Here is a 14,544-nt window from a genome sequence, read left to right on the forward strand (position 1 = left end):
AAAATTTAATTATTTCAGCAATATAATTACGAGAAGGAATTTTATGCATGATGGAACGACACACAGAACATTCTTCATTCAGAGAGAAGTTAATAGAGCACCTGTTTGTTGGTGAGCTACTAAAAATCGCTTGGAAAAATGGAGCTTGTGATTTGGAAGTGGCAAAACCAGAAGTTGATAACTCTGGTTATGATGTCATTTTAGAATCAAATCGACTTGTTAGGCATGTTCAGCTAAAGGCTTCATATAAAGGCGGTAAAACTTCTCGACAAAAAGTGCATGTTAAACTCGCTGATAAACCATCAGGCTGCGTCATCTGGATTTATTTTGACGAAAACACTCTTGAACTGGGGCCATTCTACTATTTTGGTGGGAAAGCTGGTGAACCTCTGCCTGCACTTGATGGTGTTAAAATAGCAAAACATACCAAGGGTGATAGTGACGGGTTGAAAGCTGAAAGACCAAATATCCGAGAGTTGAACAAAGGGCAATTTCATCGCATAGACACTATTGCTAATGTCTATGAGGTGCTTTTTGGTGAAATATAAGCAAGATATTCTTTGAAATGGCTCACAGAACGCCAATTTCGAGATTGCTCGTTTTACTCAAACGGTTATGATAAATAAATACCAAGAAACGAAATCTGAGTGAAAAATCAAAGGAATTTAGCAGGTTAGAATTGTCTTCGTTCCAATTAAATTTTGGGGTTCCAGACACCCTCATTATATATGGGCCTGCTAGGCTACTTTGTCTTCGGTAGAATTATGGGAAAACAGTTTGTGTTAGTAAAAACTGGTAATAAGATCCTGACCTTCGTCAGGATGACGGAGTACTATAGGCGAGTGGAGTAGCCTAAAGCCGATGTGAGTCGTACTAAACCGTCACTTGTCACCCAAAATCGGCACCGTCGCCTTGAACCGACATTCGTCGCCCTGAACTTGTTTCAGGGTCCTTGGGCCTAAACTTCAGGCGCTATGTCTTCCTGAACTTGTTTCAGGATCTTCTTCAAATCCTTCAGCAGTGCTAAACAAGATCCTGACCTTCGTCAGGATGACGGAAGTGTATCTGAACCTGTATTTGTCGTCTTGAACTGGCATTCGTCATCTTGAACCGACATTCGTCGCCCTGAACTTGTTTCAGGGTCCTAGGGCCTAAACATCAGGCGCTATGTCTTCCTGAACTTGTTTCAGGATCTTCTTCAAATCCTTCAGCAGTGCTAAACAAGATCCTGACCTTCGTCAGGATGACGGCAGTGGTGTTTAGGGTGATGGGGTTGTTTGCGCCACTGTTAGTGGTTCAACAAGCACTTTGCCAAACAGGGGGTCAATAAAGCAAAGCTTATTAAAGAGCGACACCAAAGTGTCGTATTTAGAGGTGGTGCTTATACAGGCAAAAATATGTTTATTTTGCAATAAAACCTGGCCGTCAAAATAACCGACTATCTTTGAAATAAAATTTAACGGCTAAAAATTATTTACTTTATTTAAATAAAATATCTAGCTTTAAAATAAGTTGTTTATTTTTAAAATAGAAAATGCTGATTGATAGGTGTGTTTGTTTGCTGTTTGATATGTGTCTTAAATTATATGTGTTTAATGTTTATGGGTATTTTTGTTTTTAAAAGCATTTTTTTGGTATTTTGGTGTGTGTTTATCGGTTTGTTGTAAATGTGAGGTGTGTTTTTGTGCTTTTTTTGCAATAACGTTTTTGCTTGGTTTTTAAATTGTTCATTACTGTTTATTTAAAGATAGTTGACTGTATATTGATAATCATATTAATATTTTTATATCGTTGTGTCGCCAGTTTGTCTGGCTAAAAAGCACAATATAAAAGGAATGCATAAAGGAATACGGTAGTGAGGGAAGACTTTATCAGTTAAGCTCAACCGTTTTTTCTCTAGGAATGAGGCAATGGGATTAGGAGTAAACCAATGGAATTGACCAGCAAGGCACTGAGCGCCTTTCATTCAACTATCGACGATACAAATGCCGATGAGTTAGCTTACTTTGAGGCAAGTACAGATATTCAAAGAGCCAGAGGTCAGCAATTACTTAAGGATTACCTCAAGCTAAGTACGTCCACAACCGCTTTTTTGGAAGAAAAAGCACAGCAAAAAATCAGTGTACAGGTGCATAAGCAACTTCAAGCCGAAGATACCTTAACGCGTCACTCTGTTTTATATCTAAAAAACCCAAATTCCCCTTTGCTTTATGCGGAATGCTTATTTGATTTGTCGTTACTCTGTGACACTCAAAAGCATGCTCTAATCGAACAAAACCTCACCATAGGCGATATTTTTGGGTGTGAACATTTGCGCAAAGTCGGTTCTCGATGTGACAGAGCCCAAACGCATAAGTACGAACGTATTTTAGACGTTGTTGGACCTTATTATTTGCGCTCTTTTGACCTTTATTTTAAGCAGCATAAAATTGCTCAATTGCTAGAAGTAGTCAATGCACACAGTCTGTACCGCGTCCATCAATATGCAAAAAAAGGAACCGACGTTTATGCATAATGTGATCTCAATGGCACCTATTCAATTCAACCCAACGACGAGCGCGACGATCTGTGACGATAACAACAGTGTCTCCTATCATGCGTTTAATCAGTTGATCCGCGATTATCATGAGGCACTGTTAGACGTGCCTTGTTCAGAAGTTTTTGTGCTCAGCATAACGCAAAGCATTCACTGCCTTGCATTGATGTTGGCATGCTTTGGCCTTAAAAAAACCGCCGTTTTGCGTGCTAGTACGAGTGAGATACCCACTCAGTTAAAAGAGTGTGACCAGTTTGAGCTAGATGCTAACCAATTGCTCTGTCGTACCCAAGCCCAAGTGGTAGGGCAAAGCAGCCATATGCAAGGAAACACTGAGCAAACATGCGGTGATTCACAAGGTATGTTGGGTTTTTTGAGCTCTGGTAGTGTGGGTGAACCCAAAGTGATTTTTCATCAGCCCGACTCTTTGGTCGCAAATAGCCAAAATGCGCTTAACCTTTTGCCCTTGTCTTTACAAGATAATGTGCTTATACCTGTGCCTATTTCCCACATGTATGGCTTTGGTGCCGCTGCATTATCGAGTTTATGCGCGGGTGCATCAGTGTGTTTGACCCAAGGTCTCAATTTATTGAAATGGAAGCAGATAGAAAAAACGTGGCAACCAAGCTGCGTATTCTTTACCTCCTCTTTGCTCGATGCAGTAAGTGCCAAGCTAAGTGATAAACATGTTCTAAAGCTGATAGTCACTGCCGGGGATTGTGTTAACACTCGCTACTTAAATGCGTGGGTTAACAAAACACAGTTTTGGTTGAACCTCTATGGCAGTACAGAAATGGGGGTGATTGGCATTGCATCACTTATCAATCAAGGTTTACTCAATAGTGATGCTGAGCAAGCTTATTTTACACCTTGTCCTGGGGTAGACGTTGCCAGTGTCAATGAGCAACTTGAAGTACACCAAATGCATGCCTTTGTTGGTTATTTAAATTCAAATGCCTCGATAGCTATGAGCCCAGCGCACCCTCAGTTTTTTAATGTTGCTGAAAAGCCTTTTAAAACCGGAGACTTGGGAAAATTGGCATCAGATGGACGCTTTAGCGTGCATGGTCGTGCAGATTTTAGCGTAAATAGAGAAGGACGTTTATTGGCATTTGCGCAGCTCGAAATCGAATTAAAAAAACAAGCTCTGAACTTAGATGTTTTTGTTCAAGAGTTGGCACTTGTATGTGGACCACAAGACAGCAAGGGCAAAACGCTGATTGCCTGTTGTGAAGGTGTGACCGAAAGTCAATTTAGCGCATTAAAACAAGCGTGGCGTAGTCACTTACCTGCTTACGCTGTGCCATCGCAAATCAAATTGGTCGACCCCTTACCAAGGTTGGCAAATGGAAAACTCAATCGAAGAAAATTAGAGGAAGTAATCTCACATGTTTGAACAAATCAAAACCTTAATGGATAAAGAACTCGATATCGATTTAAATCTTGCTTCTTTTGACGAGAAAACACCGCTGTTCGAAGGCGGATTAGCTATGGATTCTATTGTTTTTACTGAATTTATTTTGTTGCTAGAAAAAGCCTTTAACTTTGAGTACGACGACGATGAACTCACGGTGGAAAATTTTGAAACCTTGGGCGTGATCATTGAACGCATCAAACAAAAGTTAAATTAACTCTGGCGTTTACGCGCTTACAATTGGCATTCAAGGAGTTGAATATGCAAAGCAAGCTACAAGAAGAACAAGTCCACCTCCCGCAAGATGAGTTACATCGACGAGGTTTTGTTACTAATTATCCTTCTAGTCGATATTGGAAAAGCAGTTTTAGTCCCACAGTGGCTGCGAATAATCGTCTCCATTTATACATTCATATTCCCTATTGCATTCAACGATGTGCTTATTGCTTTTTTAAGATCACGGAACTGGCCGATAGTGATCAAGAGCAGATGGATCAGTACGTAGACTATTTGTGCCGAGAAATTGCCATGGTTAGCCAAGCTTATGGGTGGCAGCAAAGGCCGGTAGATACCTTGTATTTTGGTGGGGGCACACCTAGTTTGCTCAAACCTCATCATATGGAAAAAATACTCGAACAGCTCAACAAGCATTTTAATATGACTTTGAGTGAGTTTGTTTTTGAAGTTGAACCCATCACTTACAATAAATCAAAAGCCAAACAGCTTAGTCAATTTGGCATCACAAGAATGAGCTTTGGGATCCAATCTTTTGTTGATGAGATTGTCAGTAAAACAGGGCGCAAAGACACAGAAAAAATGAATATAGATGCCATTGGCCGTGCGCTTGATACCGGTGTTACTGTCAACATCGACTTGTTAAGTGGTTTGGAAGGCGAAACTATGGAAACTTGGCGTCATTCGGTGGAGCGGGCAATATCCTTGGATGTTCATGCGATCACTGTTTATAAGATGGAGCTGTATAAAAACTCTAAGTATTTCTCAGCAGTACGTAAAAACACCATCGTACTACCCAGTGATAATGAAGAAATTGCGTTTATGCGTATGGCTATGGGGGCGCTGAAAAAAGCCAATTATCGCCCATCGACCTATTTTACATTTACTAAAAATGGTGATTACCCGCAAGGACACATTATTAAACGTTGGCGTGGTGAAGACACCTATGGCTTTGGCGTCTCTGCGTTTAGTTCTCTTGAAAGGGCGTATATTCAAAATACCTCCAACACGCAAACTTATTTAGACAAAATCGATCTGGGCGAACTGCCCATTGACCGAGGTATGCACCTTAACAGCAAAGAAGTCATTGCGCGGGATATCGTGCTGGGAATGAAAACCTCGCAAATCGATTTGAGTGCCTTTGAACACAAGCACGGCATTGCACTGGCATCACCAAACAATGAGATGCTGCATTTACTCATTGAAAAAGGCTTTTTAACCATAGAAAACAACATTCTAAAGCTTACAGAACAAGGTGTTATGTATGGTGATTTTAGTGGTAAGAGCTTGGCTCGTGCTTGGTTAGATACGGGGTATTGATATGTTGATCACTAATGATTTTGTTTTTGTCCACATGCCAAAAACGGGTGGGACCTTTGTTCAAAATATGCTAAAGCGAGTTTATCCTGAGGCCACAGAACTAGAAACACACCTAACTTGTAGCGACATTCCTGAGCAGGCCAAAGGTATGCCTATTCTCTCTATCATGCGTCATCCAATGGATAGGTATGTGTCGCAATATCACTTTGGTTGGTGGCGTTTACACCCCCATAGATATTGTTCACAGGCACAGTGGCAAAACATGGGGGTCGATCCAGAAACGATGAGCTTTAGCGATTTTATTCGTGTCAGTGATACGTATTTTAAAGGCCACTTTGAAGGGCAGTTGAACGGATTTGAAAACCGTAAAGCCGATAAACCCTTGGGTTGGCACACGGAGCAATTTATCCGTTTTTTCTATCGTGACGCCAAAGATGTATATGCAGAACTAGATGAAGAGACAATTCAATCTGGGGCTTACCAAGAAGCTGAATATCCGATTAAATTTTTACATACTGAATGCCTCAATGAGCAGCTTGTTGAATACTTAAAAGAGCAAAATTTAGCCCCAAATCAGATTGAATTTATCTTGAACCAAGACAAACTCCAGCCTAAAGAGGGTACAAAGCGACAAGCACAAGACAAGTGGCAAACTTATTTCCAAAACGAGTTAGCAACCTTTGTAGGTAACAGAGAAAGGTTGTTGTTTAATCGCTTTCCCCATTACCAAAGCCAAGTCATTACTGACTAATCAGTTTAAATCAGGCAGTAAAAGGATTGAAACATGAGTAAAAAAGTAGCTTTAGTCACCGGTGCTAATCGAGGGATTGGACTGGAAATATGCCGGCAGTTGATTGCTCGTGACATTCACGTTGTCATGGCTTGTCGGAATCTTGAAAAAGTGCAGAAGGCGCAGTCAAAACTCGCTGCTCAATTGCCAAACGCGTTAGCGAAAACCAGCTTAGTCCAACTTGATATGACGTGTGATGAAGACTTTCAAACATTGGAAAAAACTTGGTGCCAAGAGGGGATAGACATTTTGGTTAATAATGCGGGGATCTCTCGCGCAGTGACAGACACTGTGGTCACTGAGTCTGAAGAAAATGCACGGTTGACTCTAGAAACCAACTTTTGGGGAGCTTGGCGTTTATCGCGGATGTGCATTGACGCAATGAAAGCAAAGGGCTATGGAAGGATAGTTAATATTTCAAGTGGCCACGGTACGTACGCCAAACTAGACAGATATAACCCAGGATATCGCATTTCAAAGTTGGCATTAAATGGGTTGACCAAAATGTTTGACGATGAAGTAAAAGACTATGAGGATATTTTAGTGAACGCGATGACGCCTGGGTGGGTGAGAACGCATTTAGGTGGCTTGCGTGCCGAGCGAAGTGTAGAAGAAGGCGCAGAGACAGCTGTTTGGTTATGTATGACCAACGACAAGCAAATTCGCGGTAAACTCTACAAAGACAGAGGAGTTTTTCCGTGGTAGCACCTTGGATAGAAACGTCTTGCCCTGATGAGTGGGCTATGAGTCAACGCCCTAATTTGTTTATTGTGGGTGCGCCACGTAGCGGCACATCTGCGCTATATCTGAGTTTAAAGCAGCACCCTGAAGTGAGTCTTTCGGTGCTAAAAGAACCTCATTTTTTAGCTGATGATTTGCCGATACAGCCTCATACTCTGACGGATTGGCAGGATTATCAAAGTTTGTTTAATTCATCTGATACGACAATTCGTGGTGAAGGTTCTGTGTGGTATTTAAGTAGTCAGCATGCGCCCAAGCATATTGCCGAGTTAAATCCCGATGCGAAAGTGATCGTTTTGTTGCGCCGTCCATGGGAGCAAATACAGTCGTTGCACTCACTATATTTGCGAACAGGGAATGAAGAGGTTGGCGATCTTGAGCGTGCGATTGATTTAGCAGCAGAACGCGCACAAGGGCGGTATTTACCAAACGAACACTACTTTTCTCATGGACTCAATTACCTAGAAAACACCCATTACGCAAAAATGCTGAGCCACTATGGCAAGTATTTTAAACCTGAGCAATTGTGCGTACTTTTGTTTGACGACTATCGACAGGATAACCTAGGCACCTTGGCTAAGGTGTGTGATTTTCTGCAGATCAGTCGTTATTCAAATTGGGCGAAAACCCAAAGTGAAGGGCAGCAGCGGGTGCGTTCTACCGCAATAAAGCAAATCAAGAACTTAGCCCCTCATGTTCGAAATAAAATACATCCAAAACTCGTACACATACACAAAACAACGTCTGTTAGTGAGTACAGTGCAGATTATTTGGCACACTTGAAATTACAGTGTAAAGAACAAGTAGCTGATCTATCTGAGCTGCTCAGCCGTGATCTTTGTCAGCTATGGTATTCATGACGTGAGATCGATGTATAAAAGCAGCCGTAGAGACATGGAAATTCAATGAAAACAGCACATTTAAAAGCATTTAAAGCATTAAAAAGTCAATACAAAGAGTTTAATCACGAACCTATAGAGCAGGTTTTTAAGCGAATGTTGCTGGTAAAAGCACCTGATTTATCGCTAGAGCAGCAAAGTTTTAAGCCAAGTTGGCAACGTGATTTTAACTTAGAGAAATACCGATTATTGCAAGGTGTATCTAACGTTTTCAACGCTTTTCACATAGGCAGTACATCAATCCAAGGTATGACCGCAAAAGATGTGATTGATATTATTCTTGTGGTTGATTGTCAGCCCACACATGAAGCGTTATTAAGTCAGCTAGCTGAGTTAGGATATCAAAACTACGGTGTGAGCCCGATATCAAGTGACGCTATTTGGTGTTGGCGCATATTAGAAGAGGTGAGCTATGTTGTTCACATTTGTCATAGCAACAACCCTTGTACTGAACTGATTGTCGCGTTTCCAGAATATTTAAATAAAAATAGACAGGCCCAGTTAGAGTATGTTGTACAAAAGCAAAGGCTGATTTCGTCCGAACAAGATCTTCTGTCGTATTCTGTATCTAAGCTAGGTATATATTGTCATTTTTTCAAAATGGCTGGACAGTGGAAAGCAAAACAGCCTGGTGGGTTAGCTTTAGTACGTCATGAAAAATCAACTCAATGAGCCAGTTCGCTCACTGCCCACCCTGTTGGGTGCTCAGTCGTTGAGTACCCATAGTTATTGGGACTTGCTCAAAGCAACTATGATCACGTCTTTGGGCCTCCTTGCTGTATTTAGTGCCAATCTAATCGATACTTTCTTTGTTAGCCAGTTAGGTACGAGTGAGCTGGCCGCATTGTCTTTGGTGCTGCCCATAGCCAATTTACTCTTGGCTTTACTCGTTGGGCTAGGGATCGGTGTGGGTGTGGTCGCCAGTCAGCAAGCACAGGGCAAGCAAAAAGTCCAAAATCTAGCGTTACTGTTACTGTCGTTTATTATTTCCACAATGTTAAGTATCGGGTTGGTCTTTGCGATACCTTGGCTCCTCGGGCAAATGGGAGGGAGTAAAAGCTTAATCGAATTAGGTACTGGTTATCTCGTTTTTTGGCTGATCAGCTTTCCATTTTTGGCTATTTGCATGGTAGGTGCCGCGATTCTGCGAGGGCAGAAAAAAATGGCTCAAGCGAGTCGCATTATGGTCGGTGTAGCAATCACCAGTAGTTGCCTTGACCCCGTGTTTATTTTTGGTTGGTTGAAAGTGCCTGCATTTGGAGTGGAAGGTGCTGCAATTGCCGCACTGATAGCAAGGATTGGAGGTGCCGGATATACCTTAATGATCCTGTACAGGTTGCATCAGTGGCGATGTTCAACAGATTTGTGTTTTACGCGTTTGAAAGCGGCGGCAAGAGACGTGGCCAAATTGAGTCTAACCGCCATGTTTAATCGAGTACAAACGCCCATCGCGGCACTTTTTGCTACGGCACTGATGGCATGGCACTCTGAAGCCGCAGTCGCCAGTTTTGGATTAGTGAATGCAATACAGGGTTTTTCAATGGTACTACTCTCAGCGTTGGCCAATACCATAGGGCCTTATTTAGGCGCGGCAATTAAGCAGCATCAGAGAACTCAAGTTAAGCAAGTATTGCGTTACGCACTCATTTTTATATGTGCTTGGGGCGTGCTGAATAGCGCTGTGCAATACATATATGCACAGCCTATTACAGGGGCTTTTAGTCGTGACCCTGCCATTGAGTATCTCGCTGTTTTTTATATGCAACTTGTGCCAATTAGTATGGTTGGATTAGGCCTGATGATAGTGACAAATACCTTTTACTATGCAGTTAAAAAACCTATGCATTCTATTTACCTTACCGTATTCCGCTCTTATGGGCTGTTTTTACTACCTTGTTTCATCGGCCTATTAGTGGGTGATATCAAAGGGGCATTTGCAGGTGTTTTTTGGGGACAATGTGGGTTGATCCTGATATGTCTGACGTTAATAAAGCGAGCCATATCTGAGATGGAACTCGAGTCAAACGATAACACGTGCTTTACGGTCATTCAGAAACCCTCTGGTAGTAGCACGTGTGGGGTCAATAATAGATATTAAGTTAGGTAGGCGAGAATACGACGAAAGATAGTGTGATAGCTAATATTATTTTACCGCCTCCATCTGAATCGACATGATTCGCCCAGAACTTACACGTGTCGCTCAGAACTTACACTTGTCGTCCTGAACTTGTTTCAGGGCTGACAAGATCCTGACCTTCGTCAGGATGACGCAGTGTATTTAAACCGACCTTTGTCAGGTTAACGTTGCAGTGCGGGTGGGGCTGCAGTGGTGGCGCATAATTTTCTGCTCAGAAGTTTATAACACTATAAAAACTTTGCTTTTTATAGTGTGCGGCTAGACGTCAGGTAGAAATCATCTGTAGTTCAGGTATTTATTTTTTGCATTATCTAGTGTGTTGATACGTTGAACCGAACTAGGTAAAACAACATGAAATCAACTTTGCTCATTGCGCTTTTTGCGCTGCTGCCGCTTTTTACATTGAATGCCAACGAATATAAGCCTTTTAGCATATCAGGTACTCAAGTGGTGCCTATACAAGACAGTAAAAACAAGAGGCAGTATGAGCTGTATATCAAACTACCCAAAAGTTATACCGAAGACACAGCAAAACGCTATCCGGTGATCTACTTTACCGATGCATTGTGGCATATGGAGTTGTTATCAGGTGCTACGTACTTTTTGTTAGAAGATATAATTTTAGTGGGTATTTCATGGCAAACAGATATTGCAGAGCAGGTAAAAGCGCAAGAAGGTGTGCACTTTAGTCGTTATCGGGATTACTCAATAAAACCCTCTAAAGATGTGGCTAAGCAGGCTAAGTATCAATTGGGTCAAGCGAGTGAACATCTCGCATTTATAAAAAATGATGTATTTAGTTATGTTGAAAAAACCTTTCGTACCAAACCACAAGCGCGCAGCTATTTTGGTTTTTCTTTAGGGGGCTTATTTGGAACGTATGCATTGCTCACACAGCCAGATATGTTTAAAAACTACATTCTCGGCAGCCCCAGTATTTGGCGTTTTGCACCTGAACTTTTTGCTCAGCAAAGTGCAAACCTAAAAAATAAAAACTTAAATATCAATGTGTTTATATCTTATGGCGAACAAGAAAAAGAGCTAAGTGGTCATATTGATGAGTTTGTTACTACCTTAAAAAGCCAACGCTATCCTAGTATATCAAAAGTTGAGCATGTGGTGATTGATGCCGCTGGCCATAGTGATTCGTTTCCTATTATGGGGGCTAAAAGTATAAAGTGGTTGTCGTCTTTGAATTGAGGTGAATGGTTTCACAAGATCCTGACCTTTGTCAGGATGACGCAGCGGTATGGACGAATAGAGTCGCCCTTGTCCTCCAGAACCAACATTCGTCGTTTTGAACCAACATTCGCCGTCTCGAACCGACTTGCGTCGCCCTGAACTTGTTTCAGGGTCTACACCAGCCTATTCAAACTCTGCAGTAGTGCCAAACAAGATCCTGACCTTCGTCAGGATGACTGTGTGATGGTAAGCATGAAAGTTAACTTACGATTTTACAATATGTGGTACGCTCTGCTTTAAAAGAAAATAACTTACCCCATCACAAGGTTTTGATTAGTTAATGAATTTTATCTCTTCCCCCATCACGCTTGAAACGGTGAGCTTGCTGCAAGTGGTGTTTGCGTTTATGAGCGCTTTTGGTGCTGCGTTGGTGTTTCAGGTGGCTAAGTTTAGGTTGCTGGCGCTGTTTTTAGCCTTTCAAAGTGTGTTGTGTGTGCTGAATATTGCTGAGAATAATGCGCTGTTGGCGGAGGTGTTGATCACCCCAGCATTTACCTTGCTGTTTGGGCCTTTGTTGTATTTGTTGGTGAGCTCATTGACGGGGGACGAGCCAAAAGTAAATGTTAAGACGGCAGCACATTTTATACCTGCCTTGTTGGCGTTGTCATTTACCTCGCAGGTGCAAACGGTGGTGTTGCTGGGCACGCTCAGTCAGCTAGTTTATATTTTTGTGTGTTTTATCAAATTGGGCCAATACCATAGCTTACTTAAGTCGGTAAGCTCGCAAGTTGATACTTACTCATTAAAGTGGTTATCAACGGCACTTGGGGTGTTTAGCGCTTTGTTGGTGTTGGATTTAGTGCGAATGAACACCCAAACCATCACGCCACTGTTACTCAAAAAGGGCCTGTACTTTGCCAGTGAACTCATCTTTTTTAGCCTGTCTTGTTATTTGATTTTTAAAGTGCTGCGCAGCCCTGAAGTGTTTGACGATATTAAACGTTATCAAAAGCTGTTGAATGAGTCTCAAAATGCACAGCAAGATGATGCGCTTGCACAGGCTATTTTTACCGACATTGAACACGCGGTTTGGCATGACAAGCTCTACTCACAGCCCAGGTTAACGATTAGCGAATTGGCTGAACATACCGGGTTTAAGGTGCGAGATATTTCTTGGGCGGTAAATAAGATGGCCAATCGTAACTTTAGTGACTACATCAACAGCTTGCGCGCTAGGGCAGTAAAAGACGCTATTGAAAAGGCACCGCACTCTACTATGCCGCTAATTAATATCGCTTTAGATCATGGGTTTAATTCAAAGTCGACGTTTTTTAATAGCTTTAAAAAAGAGTTTGAATTAACGCCTATGCAGTTTAAAAAGCAGTTAATGAGTCGCAGATCAGGATCTTAAACTCTATTTACGGGTGCTTTTGTTATGCTGGCGGCAAGTTAATCGCGATAGCGGTATTTATCGCAAAGGAGATATTACATGTTGTATACGAGTGGGTGCGTGTTGTTAGGCGCTTTGTTGTTAGCGGGCGTGAGCGTAAATGCCGTGGCGCAAAATAAAGCCACCGAGATGGTAAACCAAGCCGACAATGTTTACCTTGCCAGCCAAGTTAAAAAGCCAACGGACTACCTCAGAGATAAACAACAAGCCGTACAATTTGCTCAGCAAGCTCAGTGGCCACAAGCCAAGCCTTTGTTAGAAAAGCTCACCAAGCAATATAAAAACGATGGTGCCACTTGGTATTTATTGGGACTGGCGTATTTTAACCACAAGCAATGGCTTGATGCGGTGAGTGCGTTTGAGCAAGCGCTGTCGCTGGGCTACCGCTTAACGGGCATTCCCGATGGTGCCAGCACAGCAAACGATTTAATGGTTAAACTAGCACAGGCGTATGGCTTTGCAGGTGAACAAAGTAAAGCCATTGAATGGCTCAACAAAGCCCTTGCCGCGCGCTGGGATGATAAGCCTAAACTGGCAGGGCGTAGTTTGTTTAGTCGTGACACCATGGCCGCGTTTAAGAGCATGGAAAATAGTGAAGCGTTTAAGCGCGCCGCAGGTGTGATTGATACCCAAAACATAAGCCGAGATGCAGGCTGGCGCAGCGATTTAGCCTATCTTTATGCTGAAATTCAGCGTCTGCATGTCAATCCCTTTCATTCTATCAGTCAAGCTGACTTTAAAGCGCAAGTTGATGCGTTAGATAAACGTATTCCGCAGCTGAGCGACCAGCAAATTGTGTTTGGTTTTATGCAGCTTATTGGCCTGCTTAACAACGGTCACAATATTTTAATTCCGGCTTGGGGAGCACAGGGTAACTTTACCCAGTTACCTGTGCAGTTTTACTTATTTAACGACGGCTTGTACATCGTTGCAGCAAGTGATGACTATCAACATTTAATTGGCAGTAAGGTGGAGCGCATTGGCGAGCTGGCGGTTGATAAAGCCATTGAGTTGGTTGGCAGTATTAATGCCCGCGACAACCAAATGCAGCAAAGTTGGTTAGCACCGTATTATTTAAGCTTAGTGCCCGTGTTACACGGCTTAGATATAGTACCGGCTGAGCAAGCGGTGACACTGACTTTACGCAAGCAAGACGAGCAGTTTACGGTAACACCAAGTACACGAGCTATGCGTTTTGGCGGATTTCCCAAATTACCTAAGTTACCTAAGTTGCGCGCAAGCGAGTTACCGACTTATTTAAAGCATAACGACAGACCTTATTGGCATGAGCACTTCGCTGAGCAAAGTCTTTTATATGTGCAAGTGAACGATGTGAGAAATCGCAAGGATGTGTCACTGGCTGAATTTAGCACGCAGCTCAGAGATATAATTATAAGTAATGATATCAACAGTCTAGTTTTAGACTTACGCCATAATAGCGGCGGTAATGGTTCCATTACACCGCCTTTGATTGCGTTAACTGCGTTTTTTGAACTGTATAAGCCTCAAGGTAAGTTGTTTGTGATGGTGGGCCGTAACACCTTCTCGGCAGGCCACGATATTTTGGTTAAAGTGCAGGCTATTACAAACCCGATCATTGTGGGTGAGCCGTCGGCCACTCGCCCCAATACCATTGGCGAGTCGGGCTGGTTTAACTTACCGTACAGCAGGCAGCATGGTTTGTTGTCGTCACAATTTCATCAAACTAGCGCGCCGGAAGATCACCGTATTTGGGTGGCGCCCGACTTACCCATTGAACTCAGTGCGGGCGATTATTTTGCTGGTAAAGATCCAGCGCTAGCGGCGATATTCTCGTTAAGCCATTAAGTTTTTTGCTCAGA

General features: G+C 42.4%; 13 protein-coding genes. All 13 read left to right on the forward strand.

The genetic code is table 11. From position 1 onward, the window contains the following. The first annotated feature begins 47 nt into the window (after positions 1-47). Positions 48-548, forward strand: a complete 501-nt coding sequence (locus tag HG263_RS15525) for a hypothetical protein (protein ID WP_246239999.1) — start codon at positions 48-50, stop codon at positions 546-548. A gap of 1,382 nt (positions 549-1,930) precedes the next feature. Then, positions 1,931-2,515 carry a hypothetical protein gene (locus HG263_RS15530; protein ID WP_171627003.1) on the forward strand — a complete coding sequence of 195 codons (585 nt, stop codon included), beginning with the start codon at positions 1,931-1,933 and terminating at the stop codon, positions 2,513-2,515. Beyond that, complete coding sequence (locus tag HG263_RS15535) at positions 2,508-3,932, forward strand: AMP-binding protein (protein WP_171627004.1); 1,425 nt, start codon at positions 2,508-2,510, stop codon at positions 3,930-3,932. The genes HG263_RS15530 and HG263_RS15535 overlap by 8 nt, the downstream gene beginning before the upstream one ends. Then, positions 3,925-4,167: a phosphopantetheine-binding protein gene (locus HG263_RS15540; protein WP_171627005.1), complete on the forward strand. Its 243-nt coding sequence runs from the start codon at positions 3,925-3,927 to the stop codon at positions 4,165-4,167. The genes HG263_RS15535 and HG263_RS15540 overlap by 8 nt, the downstream gene beginning before the upstream one ends. Before the next feature lie 44 nt (positions 4,168-4,211). Further along, positions 4,212-5,504, forward strand: a complete 1,293-nt coding sequence (locus tag HG263_RS15545) for a coproporphyrinogen-III oxidase family protein (protein ID WP_171627006.1) — start codon at positions 4,212-4,214, stop codon at positions 5,502-5,504. A gap of 1 nt (position 5,505) precedes the next feature. Then, the gene (locus HG263_RS15550) at positions 5,506-6,255 is read left to right on the forward strand and encodes a sulfotransferase domain-containing protein (protein WP_171627007.1); all 750 of its coding nucleotides are present in this window, start codon (positions 5,506-5,508) and stop codon (positions 6,253-6,255) included. Positions 6,256-6,288: 33 nt separating this feature from the next. Further along, entirely contained in the window at positions 6,289-6,999 is a 711-nt protein-coding gene (locus HG263_RS15555) for an SDR family NAD(P)-dependent oxidoreductase (RefSeq protein WP_171627008.1), read from the forward strand. After that, on the forward strand, positions 6,993-7,895 hold the full coding sequence (locus tag HG263_RS15560) for a sulfotransferase (protein ID WP_171627009.1): 903 nt from the start codon (positions 6,993-6,995) through the stop codon (positions 7,893-7,895). Before HG263_RS15555 ends, HG263_RS15560 begins: the two co-directional genes overlap by 7 nt. 45 nt (positions 7,896-7,940) lie before the next feature. After that, positions 7,941-8,606 (forward strand): GrpB family protein, encoded by a 666-nt coding sequence (locus HG263_RS15565; RefSeq protein ID WP_171627010.1) that lies wholly within the window; start codon positions 7,941-7,943, stop codon positions 8,604-8,606. Continuing rightward, complete coding sequence (locus HG263_RS15570; RefSeq protein WP_171627011.1) at positions 8,587-10,032, forward strand: MATE family efflux transporter; 1,446 nt, start codon at positions 8,587-8,589, stop codon at positions 10,030-10,032. Before HG263_RS15565 ends, HG263_RS15570 begins: the two co-directional genes overlap by 20 nt. A 390-nt stretch (positions 10,033-10,422) precedes the next feature. Next, entirely contained in the window at positions 10,423-11,271 is an 849-nt protein-coding gene (locus HG263_RS15575; RefSeq protein ID WP_171627012.1) for an alpha/beta hydrolase, read from the forward strand. A 322-nt stretch (positions 11,272-11,593) separates the two neighbouring features. Beyond that, positions 11,594-12,664, forward strand: a complete 1,071-nt coding sequence (locus tag HG263_RS15580) for a helix-turn-helix domain-containing protein (RefSeq protein ID WP_171627013.1) — start codon at positions 11,594-11,596, stop codon at positions 12,662-12,664. A 78-nt stretch (positions 12,665-12,742) separates the two neighbouring features. After that, complete coding sequence (locus tag HG263_RS15585; protein ID WP_171627014.1) at positions 12,743-14,530, forward strand: hypothetical protein; 1,788 nt, start codon at positions 12,743-12,745, stop codon at positions 14,528-14,530. Positions 14,531-14,544 lie beyond the last annotated feature (14 nt).

The sequence above is a fragment of the Pseudoalteromonas caenipelagi genome (assembly GCF_013140855.1).
In the GTDB taxonomy this organism is placed as follows: Bacteria; Pseudomonadota; Gammaproteobacteria; order Enterobacterales; family Alteromonadaceae; genus Pseudoalteromonas; species Pseudoalteromonas caenipelagi.

Bases quoted from the DNA above. Each gene is read 5' to 3' on its own strand.
- HG263_RS15580 (WP_171627013.1), top strand. From the start codon at position 11,594: ATGAATTTTATCTCTTCCCCCATCACGCTTGAAACGGTGAGCTTGCTG.
- HG263_RS15530 (WP_171627003.1), top strand. From the start codon at position 1,931: ATGGAATTGACCAGCAAGGCACTGAGCGCCTTTCATTCAACTATCGAC.
- HG263_RS15565 (WP_171627010.1), top strand. From the start codon at position 7,941: ATGAAAACAGCACATTTAAAAGCATTTAAAGCATTAAAAAGTCAATAC.
- HG263_RS15555 (WP_171627008.1), top strand. From the start codon at position 6,289: ATGAGTAAAAAAGTAGCTTTAGTCACCGGTGCTAATCGAGGGATTGGA.
- HG263_RS15570 (WP_171627011.1), top strand. From the start codon at position 8,587: ATGAAAAATCAACTCAATGAGCCAGTTCGCTCACTGCCCACCCTGTTG.
- HG263_RS15585 (WP_171627014.1), top strand. From the start codon at position 12,743: ATGTTGTATACGAGTGGGTGCGTGTTGTTAGGCGCTTTGTTGTTAGCG.
- HG263_RS15535 (WP_171627004.1), top strand. From the start codon at position 2,508: ATGCATAATGTGATCTCAATGGCACCTATTCAATTCAACCCAACGACG.
- HG263_RS15540 (WP_171627005.1), top strand. From the start codon at position 3,925: ATGTTTGAACAAATCAAAACCTTAATGGATAAAGAACTCGATATCGAT.
- HG263_RS15550 (WP_171627007.1), top strand. From the start codon at position 5,506: ATGTTGATCACTAATGATTTTGTTTTTGTCCACATGCCAAAAACGGGT.
- HG263_RS15575 (WP_171627012.1), top strand. From the start codon at position 10,423: ATGAAATCAACTTTGCTCATTGCGCTTTTTGCGCTGCTGCCGCTTTTT.
- HG263_RS15545 (WP_171627006.1), top strand. From the start codon at position 4,212: ATGCAAAGCAAGCTACAAGAAGAACAAGTCCACCTCCCGCAAGATGAG.
- HG263_RS15525 (WP_246239999.1), top strand. From the start codon at position 48: ATGATGGAACGACACACAGAACATTCTTCATTCAGAGAGAAGTTAATA.